This window comes from Herbaspirillum sp. 1173, assembly GCF_031455335.1.
GTDB lineage: Bacteria > Pseudomonadota > Gammaproteobacteria > Burkholderiales > Burkholderiaceae_D > Herbaspirillum > Herbaspirillum huttiense.
This window is the reverse complement of sequence record NZ_JAVDSP010000011.1, coordinates 1-24,044: the sequence shown is the minus strand read 5'-3', so window position 1 is coordinate 24,044 and position 24,044 is coordinate 1. Positions and strand designations below refer to the sequence as shown.

Sequence of the window (24,044 nt, the reverse complement as noted above, 5' to 3'; positions counted from 1 at the left end):
AAAAAATGAATCAAACCAAACGCCCCACCGGCAAACCACATTCCCCCGGCCCCAAGAAAGCCCCCCCGGGCCACGCCAAGCCAGCCGCGAAGGCGGGCCCCAAGCCCGCGACCGCGGGCCCGGCACGCGACAAGCCCAAGACCCACGTCTCCACCGAAGCCGCCCGCCGTCGCCAGCACCAGGCGCATGCGGCTTCGCAGAGCCTGGATGAAGATGAACTGCGCGTGCAGCAGATGGTGGCGCTGGCCAGTGCGGTGGCCGCCGATGCGCCGGACCGCGCAGGCCGCCGCGTCGGCCAGGATGAACTGGAACGCATGGTGCGCAATACCCTGCGCGAGCGCGATGACGACACCCTCTACGAAGCGCTGGAACAGCTGCGATACGACGATCCGCGTGGCCATGCTTTCCTGCGTGAAGTGGTGGAAGAGGGCGCCGACATCATCGTGCTGCGCCGGGGCGAGAAGGAACTGGAAATCAATGCCTTCCTGATCCCCCTGCTGGCGCGCACGCGCGGTGGCCTGCGCGAGGAGCAGGCATTGGCCGATGGCGAAGCTTTCGATACCCTGCGCGACAGCATCCAAAAAGCCGGACTGGAAAGTCCCAAGGCGCGCGTGGTGCTGGTGCATCATCTCTATCATCCGGAAGAGATCAACGCCCTGAGCTTCAGTGAAGTGGAAGCCATGAATCGCGATGCCTTTGCCTCGCTGACCGACAAGAAGATCCTGAGCGTACCGGCCATCGAGCGCAGCATGCGCGGCTGGCCGGCCAGCCATTTCGCGGCCGACGATGAGGCGCTGGAACTGCGCTTCCTGCTGGGCTTTTCGCTCAAGGAGGTGACTGATCCCTTCTATGCGATTCCACAGGAAGAAGCGGCCGCCGATGCCTACTTCGAATCGCGCGCGCAACGCTTCCGCCAGTGGAGCGAAGAGATCACGCCGCTGATGCAGCAATGCCTGACCGGGCAAACCGGCGAGGCGGCGCAGTGCCAGTTGCACTTCCTGTACCAGGATCTGTTCCATGGCGCCAAGCACACCGGCAATGGCGAATACCGCACCCTGCAGATGCTCTCCGAACTGGAAGCCGGTCTGGCGCAATCCGCTGCACAGGCGGCAGAGGCGAGTGCCTACATCGCGCTGGTGGACGAGGACGACGAGACCACCCTGCAGGTCGTACTGCGCAATGCGCAAGCCACGTTGGCCCGCTCTGAACATCTGGTCGAGGGCGATCTGCAGGCGGTGCTGTTCGATGCCGCCGATGCGGTGGCCTCGCTGGGCGTGACGGCTGTGCGCCTGGCCGATGGCTTTGATGAGCACGGACAGCCGGTGCGTCCGCGCGATCTGCCGGCGGCCTGATCGGCGGGCTCAGTCCAGCAGCGCCTGCAGGCTGGTTCCTGCAGGCTGGCAGCGGAAAATCAGCTCTACCTGCATCGGACGCCAGCCACGGATGAGCTGGCGCAGGTCGGCCTGCATCTGCTGCTTGCCGCAGAAGGCGGTCGCCTTCTCGCGCGCGGCCGAAGTCAGGGCCGGAATCGACATGGTATAGCTCACCCCCGTGGCCGAGACCGTGTAGAGATCGCCACGCCCGGCGCTGACTTCGCTGAAGTTGGCGCAGCCGCCCAAGGCGGCAGCACCGAGGCAGGCTGCGGCCAGGCTGGCGCGGCGGCGATGATGTTGACGTTGAGTGCGCATGAGATCCCCCGTTGTGCTCGTGACGCGTGCCGTCGGCAGAATTGCCCTGCGGCATCAACACGACAGGGCAAGCCTACGCGCGGCATGGCTGCCGTTGGGGGTGGCTTACCCGGTTTTACCCGGATGGCGTGGCTGTAAAAAAATCTTCAATGGCGTTCGAAAAATAGCGTGACCTGTCAATTTTCGTACAGGCGTGTCAGGGCGGCGGCTACTTCACGTGCACGTAAATAATTTCCTGCCTGCTGGGAGGCAGGGCCATGTGGCTCCCCGTGCATGGCATTTGCCTGCGCGAGCGGCTGGCGGCTGGGCTAAAATCATCGACGCCGTCCGGCCAGGGCCGGGCGGCAGACCACGTGTGCCATGCTGCCGACCATAGCGCAGCGGTACCATCCGCCAAATCAGGGAGAACCGAGAATGACCAACCGTCGCAGTTTCATCACCGGCGTGGCCGGCCTTGCCGCCGCCACTGCCATCCCCAATGTCTTCGCCCAGGCCGCCGCTGCGACCGGCTCCACGGAACCGACCCTGGCCCGCGTGCAGCGGACCAAGACCCTGCGCATCGGTGCCGTGCGCGGTGCCGCACCGTACTACAACAAGGACCTGGCCAGCGGCGAGTGGGGCGGTTTCATGATCGATTTCGCCAAGAGCCTGGCGGCCAGCCTGAACGTGAAGCTGGACATCACCGAAACCACCTGGGGCAATTCGGTGCTGGACCTGCAGACGCACAAGATCGACCTGTTCTTCGGCATGAACCCGACCCCGGCGCGCCGCGAAGTGATCGGCTTTACCGAACCGCTGTTCCTGAACGCCTTCACGGTGGTCTCCAAGAAGGAGTTCAAGACCTGGGCCGACCTGAACAAGCCGGAAGTCAAAATCGCCGTGGACATCGGTTCCTCGCACGACCAGATGATCAGCCGCGTCTGTCCCAACGCCACCATCGTGCGCCTGGAAAAGGCGGACGACGCCACCCTGGCGCTGCAGACCGGCCGCGTCGATGCGCAGGTGCTGGTGTGGCTGCTGGCCCTGAACATCCTCAAGAAGAATCCTGCGCTGGGCAAGATGTATGTGCCGCAGCCGCTGGAAGCGACTTCCACCAACATCGGCGTACCCAAGGAAGAGGACAAGGCCTGGGTCGAGACCATCAACAAGTGGATCGCCGCCGAGCGCGCCGCCGGCAAGATCAAGCCGACCGTGCTGGGCAATCTGCAGAAGCTCTCCGGGGTGAAGCCGGAGGATGTACCGGCGCAGATTCCGCTGTAATCCATGGGCCTCCAGGCCATGCAGTGAACAAGGTAAAAACCCGCACCGGTGATGCCGTGCGGGTTTTTTCATGGCAGGGCGGATCGCCTCTGATGCAATTGAATCATTTGATTCGCTTGAACTCGCTGGCCTGGAGCACCACCTCCAGCAGGGTTTCCAGCTTGATCATGCGCTCGGTGAGGTTTTCGATCCGTATCTGTTGCTGACGCAGGGCTTCGCTTTGCCGGATCACCTTGTCCTCCAGCTTGATGACGGTCGCCAAGGCGCTCCAGATACGGCCGGTAATGCCGAACATCAGGCGCTCCAGGACCGGGCGGATGCGTCCAGCGCAGCCAGCCGTGCATTGCTGGCCTCGATGAAGGCCAGCGACGCATCGGCGCTGGCTCCGGCCCGTTCGGCGGCTTCCTGCGCCAGAATGGCCAGTGTGTCCAGCTCCTCTTCCCATTGCGCAGCCTCATACGCCAGGGCACCGAGACACATCAGCTCCGAGATCTGCAGCCCCAGTTTGCGGGCCTTGGCAGCGATGATCTTCTCTTCTTGCGCGGTGGCTTCGACCACGATGGTTGCGACGGCAGCAGTACGCATGATGAACCTCCTGACAGGGAAAGGGGAGAACCGCGAACTTGCCTGATGCCCTGCCTGAAGTCGAGGCCATTGCAGATTTTTGCAGGAGGGTCTCGATTTTTTGCGGAGCATCTCTCGCACGCTGGTAGCGTCTTTCTGCAAGCCGGCATCATGAAGCAGAAAAATATTCGCTGACAATTTGCAAGCACAAGAACGCCGCTGCCGGGCTTTTGTCTTGCTGGCCGGGGCCTGTGAACCGCCCCTCATGCTCCGATCAGCGTCGACATGAGCCCCCCTTCGCGCCTTGAGACAAGCGTCTCACCATCCCCCGATGCTGCGCCGCAGGACAACTCGCCGCGCACGCTGTGCTACAACATCACCCATCGCTTCACCGTCGTTTGCGCCCTGATCCGCATTGATGCCGATGGATCCGCGCAGTGCCGTCCAGCCAGGAGCCCCCATGCCCTACGTTGCGAAAGTCAGCCATCTCGACCGCGTGCGCCGCTTGCTCGACGGCCAGCCCGATCCTGCCGCCAGTCCCTACCTGCAACGGCTGAGCTCGTCTTACCTGCGTTCGCTCGACCAGCACCATCTCGACCCGGCCGACATGCGCGGTCCGCGCGTGCTGAGTTCCGGCGAGCTGCGCCAGGTCCAGCAGGGCGAGGAAGATTTCCTGCGGGCATCAGGGCAGTGCCTGTCGGTGCTGCACCAGACCGTGCGCGAAGCCGATTACTGCGTGATGCTCACCAATGCCGGCGGCACCACCATCGACTATCGCGTGGACCGCGAGCGCCGGCATGATTTCAAGCGGGCCGGTCTCTATCTCGGTTCCTGCTGGTCCGAGAGCGAAGAGGGGACTTGCGGAGTGGCCGCCGTGCTGCAGGATGCCTTGCCGATCACGGTCCACAAGAGCGATCACTTCCGCGCCGCCTTCACCACGCTGACCTGCAGCGCCGCCCCCATCTTCTCGCCGTCGGGTGAGCTGATCGGCGTGCTCGATGCCTCGGCGATCCGCTCGCCCGATGCGCGCGACAGCCAGAACCTGGTCAACCGCATCGTCCAGCAAAGCGCCACCCTGATCGAGGATGGCTATTTCCTCAATGCCATGGCCTGCGCCTGGGTGCTGCTGGTCCATCGCAGCCGCCATTACGTGGAAGCGCAACCGGAAATCCTCATCGCCTTCGATGCCCTGGGCAACATCATCGCGGCCAATCGCCGCGCGCGCGAATGCATCGCCGGATTGCAGCAATTGCCGCGCCCCATGGGCGAGATCTTCGACCTGCAGTTCGAACGCCTGCTCGACAGCCGCGCCCTGCAAGGCTTGCACCTGCTGCGCCTGCATGGCGGCAGCACGCTCTATGGCCGCGTACGCGCACCCGTCTCGCGTGCGGTGCGTCCGGCCCGTGCCCATGCGGCGGCGACGCCGGTGGCCACAAGCAGCGAGAGCCCCGTCATCGAAGCCAATGAACGCCAGGAGCGCGACCAGATCGTCGCCGCCCTGACCGAATGCAAATGGCGTGCGCCGCACGCCGCCCAATTGCTGGGCATGTCACGCGCCACGCTGTACCGGCGCATGGCGCGCTACCGCATCCTGCCGCCGCATCGACGTTAGCGCGGCAGGCTTCACCGAGGCGGTCACAGAACCGCCACCCCCCATCCAACCACGAGATCTATTGTCGAGATAGAGGAGACTTGTCATGCCCGAAGAAACCCCCAGCCAGACCATCGCGCAGCTGCTGGAAACCCTGCAGGCCGCCCTGCGCGAAGGCAATGCCGCCAAGGCCGCCGCCCTGTTCGGGGAGGACGGCTACTGGCGCGACCTGATTGCCTTCACCTGGAACATCAAGACCCTGGAAGGCCGCGACCAGATCTGCGCCATGCTGCAATCGCAGCTGCCGCAGCTGGGATCGATACAGCTGCGTCCCGACCCCGATGAGACGCCCTCGCAAGCCGATGGCGTAACCCAGGGCTGGATCCTGCTGGAGACCGCCGTCGCCCGCGGCAAGGGCTACCTGCGCCTGCGCGACGGCAAGATCTGGACCCTGCTGACCACCGCCGCCGAACTGAAGGGCCACGAAGAACCCAAGGGCGTGAACCGCCCGCGCGGGGCGGTGCATGGCGTGCATACGCAGCGCCGTACCTGGAAGGAAGAACGCGAAGCGGAGGCGCGTGAACTGGGCTACCAGCAGCAACCGTATTGCCTCATCATCGGCGGCGGGCAGGGGGGCATTGCGCTGGGTGCACGGCTGCGCCAGCTGGGTGTGCCGACCATCATCATCGAACGCAACGAGCGCGCCGGCGACAGCTGGCGCAAGCGCTACAAGTCGCTGTGCCTGCATGATCCGGTGTGGTACGACCATCTGCCCTACATTCCCTTCCCCGAGAACTGGCCCGTCTTTGCGCCCAAGGACAAGATCGGCGACTGGCTGGAGATGTATGCCAAGGTGATGGAACTGAACTATTGGGGCTCCACCGTCTGCAAGTCCGCCAGCTTCGATGAAGCCACGCAGAAGTGGAACGTGGTGGTCGAGCGTGAAGGCCGGGAAGTCGTGCTGCAGCCGGCACAGTTGGTGCTGGCCACCGGCATGTCGGGCAAGCCCAATGTGCCGCAGTTTCCCGGAGCGGAAAACTTCCGCGGCGATCAGCATCACTCCTCGCGCCATCCCGGCCCCGATCCTTATCGCGGCAAGAAGGTGGTGGTGGTCGGCTCCAACAATTCGGCGCACGACATCTGTGCGGCACTCTGGGAGAACGGCGTGGACGTGACCATGCTGCAGCGCTCTTCCACCCACATCGTCAAGTCCGATTCCCTGATGGAACTGGCCCTCGGTGATCTCTATTCCGAGCGCGCAGTGGCCAGCGGCCTCACCACAGGCAAGGCCGACCTGCTGTTTGCGTCGATCCCCTACAAGGTCTTGCCGTCGATGCAGAAGCAGGTGTTCGACAAGATCCGCGAACGCGATGCGGATTTCTATCGGCGTCTCGAAGAGGCCGGTTTCCTGCTCGATTTCGGCGATGACGATTCCGGCCTGTTCATGAAATACCTGCGGCGCGGCTCCGGCTACTACATTGACGTGGGTGCCTCCGAGCTGATCGCCGACGGCAAGATCCGTCTCAAGAGCGGCGTCGACGTCAAGGAGATCCGCGCACACTCCATCCTGCTCTCCGATGGCAGCGAATTGCCGGCCGACGTGATCGTCTATGCCACCGGTTACGGTTCCATGAATGGCTGGGCCGCCGACCTGATCTCGCACGAGGTGGCCGACAAGGTCGGCAAGTGCTGGGGCCTGGGATCGGCCACCACCAAGGATCCGGGACCGTGGGAAGGCGAACAGCGCAACATGTGGAAGCCCACGCAGCAGCCCGCCCTGTGGTTCCATGGCGGCAACCTGCACCAGTCGCGCCACTACTCGCTGTATCTGGCGCTGCAGCTGAAGGCGCGCATGGAGGGTATTCCGACACCGGTGTATGGCCTGCAGGAGGTGCATCATCTCCGATAAGGCCCGCGCCTGAGACCGGCAAGGGCAGATGAAAAAAATGGCGCACAGAGAAATCTGCGCGCCATTTTTTCGTCCGGCTGAAAAGCTGCTGTCAGCGCGGTTTCGATGCCATCTCCATCACTCCCGGTCAGGCATTGAAGCGGGCCAGGAAAGCCTGCGTTGCCGCCTCGCGCGGATTGTCGATCACCTGCGACGGCGGTCCGGCTTCCACCACCACGCCATCGCGCATGAACACCACCTGGTCCGCCACTTCACGGGCGAAGGCGATCTCGTGCGTGACCAGGATCATGGTCATGCCATCGGCGGCCAGGCCACGGATCACGTTGAGTACTTCACCGACCAGTTCCGGGTCCAGCGCCGAGGTCGCTTCATCGAACAGCATCACGTCCGGCTGCATGGCCAGCGCGCGGGCGATGGCGATGCGCTGCTTCTGGCCACCGGAGAGCTTTTGCGGATACATGTCGGCACGGTCCGACAGGCCCACCTTCTGCAACAGCGCCATGGCCTTGGCGCGCGCTTCGGCCTTGGGCGTGCGCAGCACGGTGACCATGCCTTCCATCACGTTTTCCACCGCCGTCATGTGCGGGAACAGGTTGAAGTGCTGGAACACCATGCCGGTGCGCGCCCGGAAGGCGGCCAGCTCGCGGTCCTTGGGCAGGCGCGACTTGCGGCCATTGAATTCGAAGTGGCGCTCGCCGATGCGTACCGTGCCCAGGTCCGGCACGGTCAGCAGGTTCAGGCAGCGCAGCAGCGTCGACTTGCCCGAGCCCGAGGGGCCGATCATGGCCACCACGCTGCCTTTGGGCACGGCGATGGAAATGTCCTTGAGCACCACGTGCTCGCCAAAGGCCTTCTTGAGATTGCTGATCTGGATCATCGCGTCCGCATGTTGATTGTTCATCGTCTTCTCCTCAACCATGCTGGACCGACAGGCGGTTTTCCAGGCGCTTGGCCCAGATGGTGGCCGGCAGCAGGATCACGAAGTAGATGATCGCCACCAGGGTGTAGATTTCCAGCGGACGATAGGTTTCGTGGGCGATGATCTGGCCCTGGTACAGCAGGTCGGGCACGGCCAGCACCGACAGCAGCGAGGTGTTCTTGAGCTGCATGATGGACTGGTTCACCAGCGGTGGCGTCATGCGTTTGAAGGCCTGCGGCAGGATCACGCGCTTCATCAGCTGGAAACGCGTCATGCCCAGTGCCCAGCCCGCTTCGGACTGGCCGACATCGATGGAGACGATGCCGCCGCGAATGATCTCGGAATAGAACGCGCCGCCATACAGCGCCAGCGACAGCATGGCCGCCGTGCCCGCCGACATCTCGATGCCCAGCAGCACCGGCAGCGCATAGTAGAACCACACCAGCTGCACCAGCACCGGCGTGCAGCGGAACACTTCGACGAAGGCGCGCAGCGGTCCGGAGATGAAGGGGTTCGACGACAGCCGGCCGAGGCCCACCACCAGACCGACCAGCAGGCCGAGCGCGATACAGGCTACGGTGTAGGAGAGGGTATAGACGAAGCCGATTCCGATGATGCTCCTGAATTGCCAGAGCGAGCCGAAGTCCCATTGATACATCTGCGATTTTCCTTGGTTGCCAATTGCATGAGCCCGGGGAGGGCAGGGTGTGCAGCGCATGCACGAACCATGCCCTATCCCTCCGGGGCAGTTGTGCGCCGGGTACCGAGAGGAGGGAGGACGTGGGAAGAACTGCCCGCGCATGGATTGCAGGCGACCGCAACCGACGCTGCGGCGTGCCGCGAACCCGGCCATTGTAAAGGAGAACGCCTGGAGCACGAACTGAACAAAACGTCTCATCATGCGCCGGGAACCCCCGTAGATGCGGGCTTTGGCTAAAATGACGGGATTGCGCAAGTGAAGTGTTATGCCAAATTCCCGGTCAGCGGGAACGTGCTGTTTCACCTTTTGGATCATGAACCCGTCCCCTTTTTCTTCCATTCCTGCTGCCAGTTCTCCCCTTTCTGTGCGTGTCATCCTCATCACCGGTGCCGCGCGCGGCATCGGTGCGGCGGTGGCCACCACCGTGGCGGCACCCGATGTCGCCCTGGTCCTGCATGCCCGCAGCGAATCGCCGGAGTTGCAGGCGGTGGCGCAGCAATGCCGCGCGCAGGGCGCGCAGTGCACGCTGGCGCTGGGCGACCTGGCCGATCCGCACACCGCAGCGCAGTTGCGTGACGCTGCGCTCACGCACTACGGCAGGCTCGATGCGCTCGTGGCCAATGCCGGCTTTGCCGATCGCAAGCGCATCGGCGAACTCGATGATACGGACTGGTCGCGTTCGCTCGATGCCCTCCTGGGTGGCTTTTTCCGCTTGATCACGGCTTGCCGCGAGCCGCTGCAGGCCAGCGGTCAGGGCCGTGTGGTGGCCGTCAGCTCCTTCGTGGCTCACGTGTTCCGCCTGGGGGAATCGGGCTTTCCGGCATCGGCGGCGGCCAAGGCGGGCATCGAGGCCCTGGTGAAATCGCTGGCGGTGCAGGTGGCCGCGGCCGGGGTGACGGTCAACGCAGTAGCGCCCGGCTACGTTCAGAAAAGCGATCCGGCCAAGTCGGCCATCGACCCGGCCGCCTGGCAGGCGGCGCTGGCGCGTATCCCGCTGCAGCGTCTGGGACAGCCGCAGGAGATCGCCAATGTGATCGCCTTCCTCCTCAGTCAGGCGGCTTCCTACGTCACCGGACAGGTGTGGCACGTGGATGGCGGACTGACCCTGTAATGCAGAAACGATTTAAATCGTTTAAATCATTTATATCATTCACATCATCAGCATCATTTACATTTTTCGGAAGTTGAACTGAGACCATGCGCATCATCGTGCTGGGCGCCGGCATCGTCGGCGTCACCACTGCTTATTTCCTCCGCGAGCGCGGCCATGAAGTGGTCGTGGTGGAACGCCGCGCCGAGGTGGCGGCCGAGACCAGCGTCGGCAATGCCGGCCATGTCTGCCCCTCGTATGCCACGCCGTGGGCGGCTCCCGGCATGCCGGCCAAGTCGCTGAAGTGGTCGGTGCAGAGCTGGCTGGGGATCGAGGCGGCCTTGCGTTTCACGCCGCGTCTGGATGCGCATCAGTGGAAGTGGCTCAAGACCTTCCTGGCGCAATGCACGCCCGAGCGCTATGCCGTCAACAAGGCACGCATGGGGCGCCTGGCACGCTACAGCCACGGCCAGTTGAAGCAGATCCGCGAGCGTCTCGATATCCGCTACGAACAGACCACCGGCGGCAACCTGCAATTGTTCCGTACTCAGGAAGGGCTGGACAATGCCGGGCTGTCGACCAAGGTGCTGGCCGAAGCCGGCGTGCCTTTCGAGCTGCTGGATGCCGATGGCTGCGTGGCCTTCGATCCGGGCTTGCATGCGGCCCGCCATGAATTGAAGGGCGGTTTGCTGTTGCCGATGGATGAAACCGGCAATTGCCCGCTGTTTGCGCGCGCGCTGGCCGGCTGGCTGCAGGCGCATGGGGTGGAGTTTCACTTGTCCACAGAGGTGCAGGCCATCGAGGTGGCCGGTGGCCAGGTCAGCGGCCTGCGCACACCCACTGGTACCTTGCGCGCCGATGCCTACGTGGTCGCCTGCGCCAGTGCGTCAGTACCGATGCTGAAACCCCTGGGGCTGGACCTGCCGATCTATCCGGTCAAGGGCTATGCCATCACGGTGCCGGTGGCCGATCCCAAGAGCGCGCCGCGCAGCGGTGTCATGGACGAGTACTACAAGGTCGCCATCACCCGCATGGGCAATCACATCCGCGCGGCAGGCACGGCCGAGATCGGCAGCTGGGATGCGCGGGTGACCCCGCGCGATTGCGCCACCGCGCTGAAGTCGCTGAAGAATCTTTATCCACAGGGCGCCGATCTGGCCAAGGTCGAGTACTGGGCCGGGCTGCGCCCCATGACACCGGACGGCGCACCGCTCATCGGTGCCACCCGCTATGCCAACCTGTGGCTCAACGCCGGCCATGGCTCCAATGGCTGGACCACGGCCTGCGGGTCCTCGGCCATCATCGCCGACAAGATCTCGGGCGTGGCCAGCGCCATCGAGAGCGCCGACCTGGAGCCGCAGCGCACGTTCTGAGCGGAGCGCTGCCGATCAATGATCAATGATCAATGATCAGCGATCAAACAGCGCATCCACATTGTCGCCATTGCTGAAGCTGCTCACGGCCCAGCCGCCAGGCGTCTTGTAGAAGATGAACATCCACGGGATGGCCTGGCGTTCGGTTTTTTCGATGTAGGTGAGCTTGATCAGCGATTCGCCCACCTTCTCGGAGCGGATGAATTCGTAGCCGACCGAATTGCCGACCAGGGCTTCGATGGCCGTGCGCGCGCTGCGTGCACTGGTGCGTGCGCCCTCGAAGGCGCGGATGTCCACCAGCGCATAGGGCGAAAGCAGGCCATAGGCATCATCGGTGCGGCCGGCACCGGCCTGGGCCATGACCTTGTCGGCCAGGGCGCGCACTTCGGTGTCGGATTTGAGGGTATCGGCCTGGGCGGCCTGCAGCAGGCCGGTGAAGGCGAGCGAGGCCAGCAGGGAACGAATGATGAGCGAGGGCATGGAAGTCTCCTTGTAAGGCAGCACATGAAACGGCACAGGCGGCTATTGTGCCAGTACTGTGCAGGTCCCCGCCAAGCCTTGTATTTGCGTGACGTACGTGGCTGTTAAGCCTGCACAGGGTCAGCGTAAATCAAGGTAAAACGGTCCTGAGGCTGCAATATGCGCCGCTATGATGGGCAGCCTGTAATCCCGGCCACCTGCGCCATGCAGGGATCGTGAAAGCCAAGGGATTGCGCTCGGGGAGAGCATCATGCGCACCATCATCATTGCCACCTTGCTGGCTTCATCGCTGTCGGGCTGCATCGTCACGTCCGGCAATGCCCTGGTCGACGCCGTGGGACTGGTCGGATCCACCGCCTCCAGCGTGCGCGCGATGACGCCCAACTCGGTACAGAATCCCATCGTCTACAGCAAGGATCCGATCCACGAAGTCTGCATCGAGTGGAATGGCTCGGTGGCGCTGAGCGACTTCGTGCCCGGCCTGCAGGGCGAGCTGCAGAAACACGGCGTGCAGAGCCGGGTCTACGATGCCGGTACCCAGTCGCTGGCCTGCCCCGTGACGCTGAGCTATGTGGGCTACGTCAAATGGGACACCAAGGTCTTCACCGATGCCTATACCCCCTATCTCACCTATGCCGCACTGACCCTGCGCCGCGAAGGCCGCGTGCTGGGCACGGCGCAGTACCGGCTCGGTTCCTTCGGCCAGGACAAGTGGGCCAGCGCGGGTGACAAGCTGGCACCGCTGATCGATGCGCTGTTCCCGGGCAATCCGCAGGTGGCGGACAATTCGCCGGACAACATGCGCAGCGCGGCCAACGGATTCTGAAGCCGGATTCGGAAGACGAGATACGGCGCACTCGGCGATCACGCTGTTGCGCCTCCAATGAAAAACGGCAAGCTGCGCGCTTGCCGTTGTCGTTTGCAGACCGGGTGTCCTCGCGCCTGCAGCGCGTACCCGATCACATCATCATCCGATCACCAGATGGTCAGCAGGCGGCGGAAGAAGTTGCCATCGGTGCTGGCATCCGCAATGGAGCCACCGCCGACCTGTTCCAGCCGTGCATCGGCCACGTTGGACGAGGCCACGATGCCGCCGCGAATGTCACGGGTGCGCACCACCCCCGAGAAGCGCAGGGTGTTGGTGTTGCCGTTGACGCCGATGCGCTTTTCACCGGCCACCACCAGGTTGCGGTTGGGCAGCACTTCGACGATGGAGACCATCAGCGTGCCGGTCATGGTGTTGGTATTGCTGCTGTCGCCGGAGCCCTTGAAGGTATTGCTGCCGTTGGCCGAATAATTGGCGTCGTACAGTTGCGTGAACAGTCCGCCCAGCGGCGCGCCCGAGCCCGGGCCCTTTTGCGTGAGCGTGGTGTCGCGGCTGTTGGTGGTGGCCGCCTTGTTGCTGCTGCTGATGGATTCGGAGATGTCGATCTTGATGATGTCGCCCACGTTGTAGGTGGTCGGCTCTTCGAACAGCTGCGCGCTGGAGACGCGGAAGATGGCACCATTGTTTTCCACGTTGGCCACCTGGTAGGCCGGCCGCACGCTGGTGGGCCCGGTCACCATGGGCGCCGGGCTGTTGCAGGCCGACAGCGAGACCGATAGCGAAACGGCCAGTGCGCAGGCACCGGCAAGGCGATACTGGAATGTCATGGTACTCCCCCGATGGCGGCCAGGCTGGATGCCCGGCACGAGCCACCGCCCGCTGTTGCCTGCTTCTGAGCTGCTGCTTGCCTGAGGCGGGCAGCCACCTCGCAGGAAGCATGAACGCGCGGGCGGCGCGTGCAGGGATGATGGTGGCTGCAGGCGTAAGCAGCGGTTAGGCCCGTGTAAAGTGCGGCAAACAATCATCAATGGCGGTTAAGTCGTGCGCTGGACAGCATTAAGCGCAGATGAATGCTCCTGTGAACGAGCATTAAACACGGGGCAGGGAGGTCATACGGACGAATCCGGCGGCTCCCGGTTTCGTCGCCGGCGCTGCCGTGGACGGCACGCCACAGCCGCGCTGTTGTGATCGCTTTGACTCGGGCTTGACGCTGGTTTGCCCTCAATGCGTCTGCGTTTTTCCGTGCATAATGACGCCACCCCCAACTCAGCGGTCCCGCCTGGCGTGATCGCACTCCATCATGGCAACAGACAAGAACCAGGCCGCCACCAGCGCCGAGATTGCAGCGCCCAGCGTGCATGAGCAGCTGGTATCGGCCCGCATCCGCCAGCGCATCAAGGCGGCCGGCGTGCGTTTCCACGCCAACGACAATATCGCCGCCTTCATCCGGGAAGGCGAACTGGAGCAATTGCAGGCCGAGGTACAGTCCAAGCTGGCCGCGGTGCTGGAGAGCCTGGTGATCGATGTCGAGAGCGACCACAACACCCAGGACACCGCCAAGCGCGTGGCCAAGATGTACCTGAACGAAGTTTTCAAGGGCCGCTACCAGGCGGCGCCTCCGGTGACCGAGTTCCCCAACATCGAGCGCCTGAATGAGCTGATGATCGTCGGCCCGATCACGGTGCGCAGTGCCTGCTCGCACCACCTGTGCCCGATCATGGGCAAGGTGTGGGTGGGCGTGATGCCCAATGAACATTCCAACCTGATCGGCCTGTCCAAGTACGCGCGTCTGCTGGAATGGATCATGAGCCGCCCGCAGATCCAGGAAGAAGCGGTCTCCCAGGCCGCCGACCTGCTGATGCAGAAGCTGCAGCCCGATGGCCTGGCCATCGTCATGGAAGCCGATCACTTCTGCATGCACTGGCGCGGCGTCAAGGATGTGGAGTCGAAGATGATCAACAGCGTCATGCGCGGTTCCTTCCTGCGTGATGCCAACCTGCGCCGTGAATTCCTGGCGCTGATTTCCCAACGTCAACGAGGTTAATCATGCTGGTTCGTCTGATCTACGCAAGCCGCTCGCGGGAGACCATCACCCACGAGACCATCGAGGGCATCCTGGCTGCCTCGCGCCAGCGCAATCCGCAGCAGGGCATCACCGGCGTGCTGTGCTACAGCGACACGACCTTCGTGCAGGTGCTCGAAGGCGGGCGCGATCAGGTCAATCGCCTGTATGGCCGACTGCTGCGTGATGACCGTCATCAGGACGTGATCCTGCTGGCTTATGAATCGATCGACGAGCGCCAGTATTCCTCCTGGACCATGGGCAAGATCCGCCTGGACAAGATCAACCGCTCGCTGTTGCTGAAGTATTCGGTCACGGGCGAACTCAATCCCTACGATGTTTCCAGCTGTTCCACCGTGGCGCTGCTCAATGAGCTGGCCTCGACGGCGGCCTTCGCCCAGCGCGATTGATGGCGCAGGTTCGCGCGGATGTGAGAACGGCACCTTGCGGTGCCGTTTTTTTTGGGGCTGCGTGATTTTCGCGGGCTTAATCCAGGTCGATGCTGGGCAGGCTGCGGATGCCCCACTTGGCCGGATCGGCGTAGGCCACGATCTTGTCGCCCCCACGGGCCAGGTCGATGATTTCCGGCTTGAGCGGCATGCGGCTGGTGGTCGAGTAGAACAGTTTGATGCGCGGGGTGAGCAGGTGCTCCGGCCGCTGGTCCACTACGATCCCCAGCCGGCCCGATTGCAGGATCACGCAGGAGCCGGTCGGGTAGATGCCGATGGCCTTGACGAAGGCTTCCATCGTGATCGGATCGAAATGCCCGGCGCTGGCGGCCATGTGGCGGATCGAGCGGGCCGGATCCCAGCCGGCCTTGTAGGGACGGTTGGAGGTGATGGCATCGTAGACGTCGCACACCGCGCCCATCTTGGCCATGATGGAAATGCTGTCGGCCTTGAGATTGAACGGATAGCCGCTGCCGTCGATCTTCTCGTGATGGTGCAGCGAGACATCCAGTGCGGCTTCGCCAATTCCTTCGATCTGTTTGAGGATGCTGTGGCCCTGTACGGTGTGCGAGCGCACCGAGGCGAATTCTTCTTCGGTCAGCTTGGCGGGTTTGTTGAGGATATCCAGCGGCACGGCCATCTTGCCCACATCGTGCAGCAAGCCGGCCATCCCGGCTTGCTTGATCTGTTCCTGCGTCATGCCGAGCTGGTTGGCCAGCGAGATCATCATCGCGCAGACCGCCACTGAATGCATGTAGGTGTAATCATCGGTGGTCTTCAGCCGCGCCAGGCTGATCAGCGCATCGGCATTGCGCGAGACCGAGGAGGTGATCTCGGTCACCAGTTCGGCGGCATCCTTGACGTCGACCGTCTTGCCCATGCGCGCTTCGGAAAACATGTTGAGCACGGTGGACTTGGAGGAGGAGATGATGCGCGCCGCGCGTTCACGTTCTACCGCCGTCTCGGTGCGGGTGGCTGGTTTGCGCACGGCCACCGTGGCGCTGGCACCCTGGTGGGCGATGGCGATCTCGGCGGGGGGCGCGGCGTCATCCTGCTCCGCCTCGCCGGTCTCGTCGTCGATATCGTGTTCGGGGGCGATGTCGCGGCCCTTGGCCGTGTCGATGGTCACTTCGTCGACCGGGCACTCGCGCAGGGTTTGCAGGTCTTCCAGCGTTTCGATCTTGAAGGATTTGCGCCAGAAAGGATGATTGATCCATCCGCCGGGGATGGAATGAACGTACATGCCCAACCGTAATTGAGCCAAGGCGATGGATTTCAACATATCGAATTCAGGTCTGTGCCTGTCGCTGGTTCCCGTACTGAAAGCGGTTCGATTTCCCTGATGAAATGGACGCCTGTTGTCTGAAGGAATGAAGCTCGGCGATGTTCTGTGAACATCATTCCACTGACGAGCTATCGTAACAGAATGGCATCAGTTTTACGCGGCTTGTCGTCATCTTGCCGACGAATTTTACCTGCGTCCGCACGGAAGTTTATGTGCGGAAAATGTTTGATCTGAAGATCGTTGAAAAATTGATGTAATACCGAGACAGGCAGCCACCGCCTGAGAATCCGGCCGACGGTGGCTGTGAGGAATGGTGAGAAAAACTTATTTTTTCAGTGGCGGCGCATAAGGGTTGCTGGTGAGCAAACGCAGGAAGCTGGCAATGCAGGCCACCCCCGCAAAGGCGGCGCCGAAGCCGAGGGCAAAGCGCGAGCCCTGGGTCTCCGACAGGTTGAAGCACAGCGCCACCAGCGCGGCCCCGACACTCTGGCCGAGCAGCCGTGCCGTCGCCACGATGCCGGAGGCACCACCGCTGCGATGCGGCGGGGCGCTGGTCATCAGTGCCTTGAGATTGGGCGACTGGAAGAAGCCGAAGCCCATGCCACAGAGCAGCATGCGCCAGCTGATTTCCCATACGGTGGGCGCAGCCGGCATGAAGGTCATCGATAGCAGCCCTGCACACAGGAGCGCCAGCCCGACGCCGCCGAGGATGCCGACCGGATAGCGATCCGACAGCCGTCCGGCGATCGGTGCCATGATCGCCACGGCCACCGGCCAGGGTGTCATCAGGAGACCGATCTCGACCTGGCTGCGGCCCAGGTCATGGTGGAAGAAGAAGGGCAGCGAGACGAAGGCGAGGCCCTGCGCCGCGAAGGAACACACGGCGGTGATCGCCGAGAGCGTGAACATGGGATGGCGGAACAGGTCCACCGGCAGCATCGGTGCCGGATGCGACAGTTCGCGCTTGAGCAGGAACAGGCCGCAGACGATGGCGGCGCCCAGTTCCAGTCCGACCACGCTGGCCTCTGCCTGGTGCGCGCCTTCACCGATGGCCAGGATCAGCAGGCCGAAGGCAGCCGCATTGAGCACGGCGCTGCGCAGGTCGAAGGCGTGTGTCGACAGCGCGGTATGCGGCAGCGAGGGCAGGGCCAGGATGACGGCCGCCACGCCCAGCGGCACGTTGACCGCAAACAGCCACGGCCAGGGTGCGATGGCGAGGATGCCGGAGGCGACCGATGGTCCTACCGTGAAGGCGATGGCCACGATCAGGGTATTGAGCCCGACGCCACGGCCCAGTGAGCGGGTCGGATAGATGAATCGGATCAGCGCGGTGTTCACGCTCATGATGCCGGCCCCGCCCAGTCCCTGCAGGAAGCGCGCCATCACCAGCGTGGGCAGCGACCAGGCCACCGCGCACAGCAGCGAGGCCGCGGTAAAGAGCACCAGTCCCCAGATATAGATGCGGCGGTAACCGACGATTTCCCCCAGCGCCGCCAGCGGCAGCAGCGCCACCATCATCGCCAGCTGATAGGCGGTGACGATCCAGACCGAGGCTGCCGGTGTGGTGTTGAGGTCCAATGCCATGGCGGGCAGGGCCGTGTTGGCGATGGCGGTGTCGAGCGTGGCCAGGCCGACCGCGATGCCCAGCGCCAGGATGGCGCGCCCGCGCTGCTCGGGCGGCAGGCCCTCGCCAGCGATGACGATGTGATGGGCAGGATCGGACGTGCCGGAAGTGGAAGGCTGCGAGGACATGGTTTGGTTGGGTGTTGGCGGTGCAAGCGTGCTGGTGCTGCCGCTTGTTGTCGTGGTTGTCTTGGAGGTTCTGGAATGCGCGCCACCCCGCAAGGCAGCGCCAGTCAATGATAGCGGGGAACGCCCGGATGCGCAGGCGGCGGCCACACGCGGGGCGGCTGCGCTATGATGGCGGTTTGCGCCAGCGCGGCTGGTGCCTTTGATCACGGAGTGGCAAGCATGTCCAAACAGCAGTTGTCGGAGCGCCTGTGCGCATGGATCGATCAGCATTTCGAGGAAGAGGTCGGGGTCCTGCAGCAGTTGATCCGCATCCCCACCGATACCCCGCCCGGCAACAACGCCCCGCACGCCGATGCGGTGGCCGAGCTGGTGCAGTCCTGGGGCTGGCAGGCCGAGAAGCACGCGGTACCGGCCGACCAGGTGCGCGACTATGGCATGCAGAGCATCACCAACCTGATCGTGCGCCGTCCCTATGGCGACGCTGGACCGACCCTGGCGCTCAACGCCCACGGCGACGTGGTGCCGCCGGGCGAAGGCTGGACCCATGACCCGTATGGTGGCGAAGTGGCGGATGGCCGCATCTATGGCCGTGCGGCAGCGGTTTCCAAGAGCGACTTCGCCAGTTATATCTTCGCCACGCGCGCGCTGGAGTCCTTGGGGGCAGCGCTGCGCGGCGCAGTGGAACTGCACTTCACGTATGACGAGGAATTCGGCGGCGTGCTCGGCCCGGGCTGGCTGCTGGAACAGAAGCTGACCCGTCCGGATTATGTGCTGGCGGCCGGCTTCAGCTACAACGTGGTGACTGCCCACAATGCCTGCCTGCAGTTCGAGGTGACCGTGCATGGCCGCGCCACGCACGGCTCCATGCCCGAGACCGGCCATGATGCCCTGCAGGCGGCCAATGCCATTCTCAATGCGATCTATGGCGCGCTGCCGGGATTGAAGGACATCCGCTCCTCCATCCCGGGCATCAGCCATCCGACCATGATCGTCGGCCGCATCGATGGCGGTACCAATACCAATGTGGTGCCGGGCAAGGTGGTGCTGAAGATGGACCGCCGCATGATTCCCGAGGAAGATCCGGCGCAGGTCGAAGCTGGCGTGCGCAAGCTGATCGAAGACGCAGTGGCCGGCCTGCCGGGCATCCGTGTGGAAATCCGCCGCCTGCTGCTGGCGCGTGCGCTGCGCCCGCTGCCGGGTCACGAGAAGCTGGTGGACAGCCTGCTGCGCAATGCCGAACAGGTCATGGGCGAGACCCTGACCACCAATGGTTCGGCGCTCTATACCGATGCCCGCCTGTATGGCGAAGCAGGCATTCCGGTGGTGCTGTTCGGGGCCGGTCCGCGCACGCTCATGGAATCCAATGCCAAGCAGGCCGATGAGAACCTGGCGCTGGATGACCTGAAGAAGGCCACCAAGGTGGTCGCCCTGATGCTGCTGGATTTCCTCGGTCCGCAAGACTGAGGCCGACGCCGTTCCGGGCGCGCCTGCGGTCCTGCGCGGCAGGTCGCGCTCGCGGAATTGCTGTGGGGAAACGTCGCCGCATCGCAGGCCGCCCGACAAATGATTACAATGTGTGCCCGCAACAGCGTGGCCGGCGTTTCCTGTCGGCATGTTTCGGGCCGGAGGGCAGTGCGCCAGCCGGATAACCAGGCAAGTCTTGTGGGACCGAGATCAATCGCATGTTCAACGCCATCGAGCACACTCATCCGCCCCAGTCGCCCGCCGGCCGCAAGCCCGGCTATCTTGGATTGTCGTTCCGGCAGTTGCTGCTGGCGGCTTTCCTGCTGATCGCCGCGCTCCTGAGCGGTACGTCCATCCACGCCCTCTTCACACTGGACCGCATGTCGGCCAACAGCCGCGAGACGGCGCGCCAGGCGGTGCAGCTGACCGAATCCGCCCAGCGGCTGGCCGAGCGCACCGTGGCCATGGAGCGCAGTGCGCGCCAGTACCTGGTGCTGGATGACCGCGCTTTCCATGATCGTTTCAACGAGGCGCGCGAGCAGGCGCGCCAGGCTTTGGGTGAATTGTCGGATTCGCTGCCGATGGCCCCGCGCGACCTGTTCAGCCAGTGGGGCGTGTATGTGGATGAAGTCGCCGGCGTGCTGGAGGCGGAGTCGCGCAAGGACAAGGGCGAGCAGGCCAAGCTGTTCCAGGATTTTGCGCGCCTGCCCGCGCTCAATGAACGCATCGCGCTGGAGAGCCGGCGCGAGGTGGATCGCCGCAACAATGCGTTATCGGCGGCGCTGGAGCAGCAGCGCCAGCTGCTCACCGCACAGGTGGTGGGGGCCATCGTGCTGGCGGTCTTGCTGGCGTTCTGCTTCGGACTCTGGCTGTCGCGTCCGATGGCACGGCTGGAGCAGGCCATTGGCCGGCTGGGTGACAATCGCTTCGACCAGCCCATCGACGTGCGCGGCCCGGCCGACATCCGCCGCCTGGGCCAGCAGCTGGACTGGCTGCGCCAACGGCTGGCGGATCTGGAGGCGGAGAAGTCGCGCTTCCTGCGCCATGTCTCCCATGAATTGAAGACCCCGCTGGCGGCGCTGTGCGAAGGCGCGGCCCTGCTGGATGACGGCGTGGCCGGGCAACTGACCGAGAACCAGCGCGAGATTGCCCGTATCCTGCGCCAGAATACCCAGTCGCTGCAGACCCAGATCGAGGATCTGCTGCGTTATAACGAAGTCTCCTTCGATGCCCAGCGTATCCATCCGGTGCCGGTGGACCTGCGCGCGCTGCTGCACAAGGTGATCGACGACCAGCGCCTGCAATGGCTGGCGCGCGAACTGAAGGTGGAAATCGAGGGTGCGGCCCGTACCGTGGTGGTCGATCCCGAGAAGATGGCCATCGTGCTGGCCAACCTGCTGTCCAATGCCGTGCGCTTCAGCCCGCAGGGCGGCTTCATCCGCTTCCTGCTGAGCGAGGCTCCGGGCATGGTGCGGGTGGAATGTCTGGACCAGGGGCCGGGCGTGGCACCGACCGATACCGCCCGCATCTTTGAACCCTTCTACCAGGGCTTGCATCAGCCCACCGGTGCCCGCCGTGGCAATGGCATCGGGCTGTCCGTGGTGCGCGAGTACGTACAGGCGCATAGCGGCAAGGTCTATCTGGTCCCGCGTGAGGGCGGGGCGCATTTCCGAATCGAGTTGCCTGATGAAAAATAAGATCCTGATCCTGGCTTGTTCCGTCGTGCTGGCCGCGTGTGTGGGGCCGCAGCCGTCCGCACCGACGTCGACCGTCCAGCTCATCCAATCCTCCAGCAACATCGACGAACTGCTGGCCTACAACGCCCAGCTGCGCAAGATGACGCCGGCCGAACTGGGCCGCGAGTTGCAGCGTGTCAATACCTATCCGGCCGGTCCGGCGACCAATGTGCGCCGCGCCATGGCCCTGTCTTTGACGCGCGACGCCATCGACCTGGCCAAGGCCGAAGCCCAGCTATGGAACGTCATGGCTGATCGCAGCGTCGAAGCGGAGAAGCTCAAGCCTCTGGTGCAGTTGCTGGTTGGACATTATTCCGACCTGCGCCGCGTGGCCGACGGTGCCGAGAAGTCCTCGGTGCAACTGAAGGAAGCGCAGCGCAAGGTCGATCAGCTCAACGACAAGCTGGAAGCGCTCAAGAACATCGAACGGACCCTGCCGGCTGGCGGCAAGTAATCTGCATCCCCGAAGACCCGGGGATGCCGCCATCCCGCCGGGGCCGTTCCCTTTACTGGAACTGGAGTCCCGATGGGAAAGACTGCCCCCCTGATGCTGGTCGACGATGATCCCGACCTGCTGCGATTGCTGACGCTGCGCCTGAACGCCAGCGGCTACCGCATCCTGGCCGTGGAAAGCGCCGAGGCCGCCCTGGCCCAGCTGGCCATTGCGCTGCCGGCGCTGGTGATCACCGATGTGCGTCTGCCCGGCATGGATGGGCTGGCGCTGTTTGCCGAGATCCGCAGCCGCTATCCGGCCTTGCCGGTGATCCTGCTCACCGCCCATGGCACCATTCCCGATGCCGTCGAGGCCACCACGCAGGGGGCCTTCGCCTATCTCACCAAGCCGTTTGATGGCCATGTCCTGCTGGACAAGGTGGCGCAGGCCCTGAGCCTGTCCGCGCCAGCCCAGGAGACGCCGGATGAAGCCTGGCGCGCCGACATCATCAGCCGCAGCCAGCGGGTCGATGAACTGTTGGCCGAGGCCCGGCTGGTGGCGGCCTCCGACGCCAGCATCCTCATCCGTGGCGACAGCGGTACCGGCAAGGAAGTGCTGGCCCGCGCCATTCACCGCGCCAGTCCGCGTGCCGGGAAGCCCTTCATTGCCGTCAATTGCGGTGCCATTCCTGAGCAATTGCTGGAGTCCGAACTGTTCGGCCATGTGAAAGGCGCATTTACCGGCGCTGTAGAGCATCGTGAAGGTTTATTCCAGGCGGCGGAAGGCGGTACCCTGTTTCTCGATGAAATCGGGGATATGCCGCTGGCCTTGCAGGTCAAGCTGTTGCGCGTACTGCAGGAAAAGACCGTGCGGCAGGTGGGGGCCAACCAGGCTGCCGAGGTCGACGTACGGGTGATCTCGGCCACCCACCGCGACCTGGAGGCGGCCATGAATGAGGGGCACTTCCGGGCCGATCTGTATTACCGGCTCAATGTGGTCACGCTCAGCCTGCCGCCGCTGGAAGAGCGGCGTGAGGATATCGCGCTGCTGGCCAATCATTTCCTCAAGACCATCGCCGCGCGCTATCCCAAGCGCCTGACGGGATTTGCCCCGGATGCGCTGGAAGTGCTCAGCCTGGCCCACTGGCCGGGCAATGTGCGCCAGCTCTATAACGTCGTGGAGCAGGTGTGCGCGTTGTCGACCGCGCCGCTGATCCCGGCGTCGCTAGTCCAGCGCGCTTTACGGGTGCCGACGCTGGATCTGCTGCGTTATGCAGAGGCCAAGCAGAAATTCGAGCGGGATTACCTGGTGCGGCTGCTGAAGCTGACGGATGGCAATGTCTCCGACGCGGCCCGGCTGGCTGATCGCAATCGAACCGAGTTTTACCGGCTGCTGCAGAAGAATGGACTGGATCCAAGGCGATTCCGGGGTGGCGAGGAGGCCGTCGTGATGGAGCGACAGGACGGAGTCGTTTGAAATCAAGGAGTTGCGCTTGTCGCTAGGACATGATGTCGGGTCCGGCCGACGGAAATGGTGGGTTTGCCGGCTCATCTTTGCTGCCGGACTGCTGAGTTCGCGCGATAAGTCACTGATTTCATTGAGGATAGCTTGGGGTGGCATGGCATTTGCGAACGTATAGACCAGAGTTGCCCGCCTTGGTGAAGGGAAGGGCAATGCCAGGTCCACCTCATTGAACAAGGAGAACTCCATGAAGACATCTTCACTTGCAGCACGACTGCTGGCCGCCGCCATGGTGATGGCCGCTGCCGCGCCGGCAGTCCGCGCGGCGGATTCCGCCAGCACCAATGCGCCCTCTGCGCAGAAGGCCGGCGCCTATATTGACGATTCCGTGATCACCGCCAAGGTGAAGGCGGCGCTGGTGGAAGACAAGCAGATCTCTTCCATGAAGATCAAGGTCAGCACCAAGGATGGCGTGGTCACTCTGAAGGGTTCCGTCCCCAGCGCCGAGCTGGGCCAGCATGCCTTGCAATTGGTCGCCGGGGTCGAGGGAGTGCGCGATGTGAAGAGCGACCTGACCGTGAAGGCGGGTTAAGCAGAGCCGCTTGGGTTTGCAGAAAATCCGGTAATTATTTGAATTATTTAGACCAGTAAAAAAGAATCCGGGCCGTCCCGCCAGGGATGGCCCGGATTCTTTTGGTTTTTTTCGGTGCTGGCCAGAATCTCTGAGGCCCAAGCTGGGTAAGGCTTTTCGGCGTACCAGACGGAGCCTGGCCCATATCCTTCTAAATTATTTTGAACTATTTTTCAAAAAGTACTTGCGCGCTGCCGGATGCGTTGCTATAGTTCGCCCCCTGCTGACGAACAAAACGATTCGCAGCGATGCAAACAGCGCCAAGCGCGTTTGCGACAGACAGATCTTTAAAAATTAACAGCCGATAAGCGTGGGCGTTTAATGAAGTGCGACAGAACTTCGGTTCTGGAAACTTTAAATATTAAATGCTC

At 63.6% G+C, this 24,044-nt stretch carries 23 protein-coding genes; 14 read left to right on the top strand and 9 right to left on the bottom strand.

Annotation, left to right across the window (positions count from 1 at the left end; genetic code table 11):
- The first annotated feature begins 5 nt into the window (after positions 1 to 5).
- Positions 6 to 1,352 (top strand): DUF2863 family protein, encoded by a 1,347-nt coding sequence (locus J2X56_RS24070; protein WP_209570008.1) that lies wholly within the window; start codon positions 6 to 8, stop codon positions 1,350 to 1,352.
- A 9-nt stretch (positions 1,353 to 1,361) separates the two neighbouring features.
- Here the strand turns inward: J2X56_RS24070 and J2X56_RS24065 are convergent, their stop codons facing one another.
- Entirely contained in the window at positions 1,362 to 1,688 is a 327-nt protein-coding gene (locus J2X56_RS24065; RefSeq protein ID WP_034338950.1) for a hypothetical protein, read from the bottom strand.
- 414 nt (positions 1,689 to 2,102) lie between these two features.
- Here J2X56_RS24065 and J2X56_RS24060 point away from each other — a divergent pair, with 414 nt between their 5' ends.
- Positions 2,103 to 2,948, top strand: a complete 846-nt coding sequence (locus J2X56_RS24060) for a transporter substrate-binding domain-containing protein (protein ID WP_039790280.1) — start codon at positions 2,103 to 2,105, stop codon at positions 2,946 to 2,948.
- 103 nt (positions 2,949 to 3,051) lie between these two features.
- On the opposite strand, the gene J2X56_RS24055 is transcribed toward J2X56_RS24060, so the two are convergent.
- Complete coding sequence (locus tag J2X56_RS24055) at positions 3,052 to 3,243, bottom strand: hypothetical protein (protein ID WP_134137698.1); 192 nt, start codon at positions 3,241 to 3,243, stop codon at positions 3,052 to 3,054.
- On the bottom strand, positions 3,243 to 3,533 hold the full coding sequence (locus tag J2X56_RS24050; protein WP_121037493.1) for a hypothetical protein: 291 nt from the start codon (positions 3,531 to 3,533) through the stop codon (positions 3,243 to 3,245). Before J2X56_RS24050 ends, J2X56_RS24055 begins: the two co-directional genes overlap by 1 nt.
- A gap of 439 nt (positions 3,534 to 3,972) precedes the next feature.
- Between J2X56_RS24050 and J2X56_RS24045 the strand changes: the two genes are divergently transcribed.
- Together J2X56_RS24045 and J2X56_RS24040 are read left to right on the top strand one after the other, a co-directional pair.
- Positions 3,973 to 5,124 (top strand): sigma-54-dependent Fis family transcriptional regulator, encoded by a 1,152-nt coding sequence (locus tag J2X56_RS24045; protein ID WP_134137699.1) that lies wholly within the window; start codon positions 3,973 to 3,975, stop codon positions 5,122 to 5,124.
- Positions 5,125 to 5,209: 85 nt separating this feature from the next.
- Positions 5,210 to 7,012, top strand: coding sequence for an NAD(P)/FAD-dependent oxidoreductase (locus J2X56_RS24040; RefSeq protein WP_310163345.1), 1,803 nt, complete (start codon positions 5,210 to 5,212; stop codon positions 7,010 to 7,012).
- A gap of 127 nt (positions 7,013 to 7,139) precedes the next feature.
- Here the strand turns inward: J2X56_RS24040 and J2X56_RS24035 are convergent, their stop codons facing one another.
- Both J2X56_RS24035 and J2X56_RS24030 read right to left on the bottom strand, forming a co-directional pair.
- Entirely contained in the window at positions 7,140 to 7,913 is a 774-nt protein-coding gene (locus J2X56_RS24035; protein WP_134223948.1) for an amino acid ABC transporter ATP-binding protein, read from the bottom strand.
- Between the two features lie 10 nt (positions 7,914 to 7,923).
- Complete coding sequence (locus J2X56_RS24030; protein WP_008333808.1) at positions 7,924 to 8,589, bottom strand: amino acid ABC transporter permease; 666 nt, start codon at positions 8,587 to 8,589, stop codon at positions 7,924 to 7,926.
- Positions 8,590 to 8,944: 355 nt separating this feature from the next.
- Here J2X56_RS24030 and J2X56_RS24025 point away from each other — a divergent pair, with 355 nt between their 5' ends.
- Positions 8,945 to 9,742 carry an SDR family NAD(P)-dependent oxidoreductase gene (locus tag J2X56_RS24025; RefSeq protein ID WP_310163337.1) on the top strand — a complete coding sequence of 266 codons (798 nt, stop codon included), beginning with the start codon at positions 8,945 to 8,947 and terminating at the stop codon, positions 9,740 to 9,742.
- Positions 9,743 to 9,828: 86 nt separating this feature from the next.
- Positions 9,829 to 11,094, top strand: a complete 1,266-nt coding sequence (locus J2X56_RS24020) for a D-amino acid dehydrogenase (protein WP_252697464.1) — start codon at positions 9,829 to 9,831, stop codon at positions 11,092 to 11,094.
- A gap of 36 nt (positions 11,095 to 11,130) precedes the next feature.
- Here J2X56_RS24020 and J2X56_RS24015 read toward each other — a convergent pair whose 3' ends face one another.
- The gene (locus J2X56_RS24015; RefSeq protein ID WP_034338987.1) at positions 11,131 to 11,574 is read right to left on the bottom strand and encodes a hypothetical protein; all 444 of its coding nucleotides are present in this window, start codon (positions 11,572 to 11,574) and stop codon (positions 11,131 to 11,133) included.
- Positions 11,575 to 11,824: 250 nt separating this feature from the next.
- On the opposite strand from J2X56_RS24015, the gene J2X56_RS24010 reads away from it, so the two are divergent.
- Entirely contained in the window at positions 11,825 to 12,400 is a 576-nt protein-coding gene (locus tag J2X56_RS24010) for a hypothetical protein (RefSeq protein ID WP_034338990.1), read from the top strand.
- A gap of 149 nt (positions 12,401 to 12,549) precedes the next feature.
- Here the strand turns inward: J2X56_RS24010 and J2X56_RS24005 are convergent, their stop codons facing one another.
- Complete coding sequence (locus J2X56_RS24005; RefSeq protein WP_039790266.1) at positions 12,550 to 13,227, bottom strand: flagellar basal body L-ring protein FlgH; 678 nt, start codon at positions 13,225 to 13,227, stop codon at positions 12,550 to 12,552.
- 473 nt (positions 13,228 to 13,700) lie between these two features.
- Between J2X56_RS24005 and folE the strand changes: the two genes are divergently transcribed.
- Both folE and J2X56_RS23995 read left to right on the top strand, forming a co-directional pair.
- Positions 13,701 to 14,444 carry a GTP cyclohydrolase I gene (gene folE, locus J2X56_RS24000; protein ID WP_039790264.1) on the top strand — a complete coding sequence of 248 codons (744 nt, stop codon included), beginning with the start codon at positions 13,701 to 13,703 and terminating at the stop codon, positions 14,442 to 14,444.
- A gap of 2 nt (positions 14,445 to 14,446) precedes the next feature.
- Entirely contained in the window at positions 14,447 to 14,872 is a 426-nt protein-coding gene (locus J2X56_RS23995) for a BLUF domain-containing protein (protein WP_034338998.1), read from the top strand.
- Between the two features lie 76 nt (positions 14,873 to 14,948).
- On the opposite strand, the gene J2X56_RS23990 is transcribed toward J2X56_RS23995, so the two are convergent.
- Both J2X56_RS23990 and J2X56_RS23985 read right to left on the bottom strand, forming a co-directional pair.
- Positions 14,949 to 16,193 carry an HD-GYP domain-containing protein gene (locus J2X56_RS23990; RefSeq protein WP_034339001.1) on the bottom strand — a complete coding sequence of 415 codons (1,245 nt, stop codon included), beginning with the start codon at positions 16,191 to 16,193 and terminating at the stop codon, positions 14,949 to 14,951.
- Between the two features lie 327 nt (positions 16,194 to 16,520).
- Positions 16,521 to 17,948, bottom strand: a complete 1,428-nt coding sequence (locus tag J2X56_RS23985; protein ID WP_121037510.1) for an MFS transporter — start codon at positions 17,946 to 17,948, stop codon at positions 16,521 to 16,523.
- A 219-nt stretch (positions 17,949 to 18,167) separates the two neighbouring features.
- Between J2X56_RS23985 and J2X56_RS23980 the strand changes: the two genes are divergently transcribed.
- The 5 genes from J2X56_RS23980 (at position 18,168) to J2X56_RS23960 (ending at position 23,634) form a co-directional block, all read left to right on the top strand.
- Positions 18,168 to 19,412, top strand: coding sequence for a M20/M25/M40 family metallo-hydrolase (locus tag J2X56_RS23980; protein WP_121037513.1), 1,245 nt, complete (start codon positions 18,168 to 18,170; stop codon positions 19,410 to 19,412).
- A 218-nt stretch (positions 19,413 to 19,630) separates the two neighbouring features.
- Positions 19,631 to 21,109 (top strand): HAMP domain-containing sensor histidine kinase, encoded by a 1,479-nt coding sequence (locus J2X56_RS23975; protein WP_121037516.1) that lies wholly within the window; start codon positions 19,631 to 19,633, stop codon positions 21,107 to 21,109.
- Entirely contained in the window at positions 21,099 to 21,602 is a 504-nt protein-coding gene (locus J2X56_RS23970; RefSeq protein ID WP_034339018.1) for a hypothetical protein, read from the top strand. Before J2X56_RS23975 ends, J2X56_RS23970 begins: the two co-directional genes overlap by 11 nt.
- Before the next feature lie 72 nt (positions 21,603 to 21,674).
- Positions 21,675 to 23,057 carry a sigma 54-interacting transcriptional regulator gene (locus J2X56_RS23965; protein ID WP_039790255.1) on the top strand — a complete coding sequence of 461 codons (1,383 nt, stop codon included), beginning with the start codon at positions 21,675 to 21,677 and terminating at the stop codon, positions 23,055 to 23,057.
- Positions 23,058 to 23,289: 232 nt separating this feature from the next.
- Positions 23,290 to 23,634 carry a BON domain-containing protein gene (locus tag J2X56_RS23960; protein WP_209570020.1) on the top strand — a complete coding sequence of 115 codons (345 nt, stop codon included), beginning with the start codon at positions 23,290 to 23,292 and terminating at the stop codon, positions 23,632 to 23,634.
- The last annotated feature ends 410 nt before the right edge of the window (positions 23,635 to 24,044 follow it).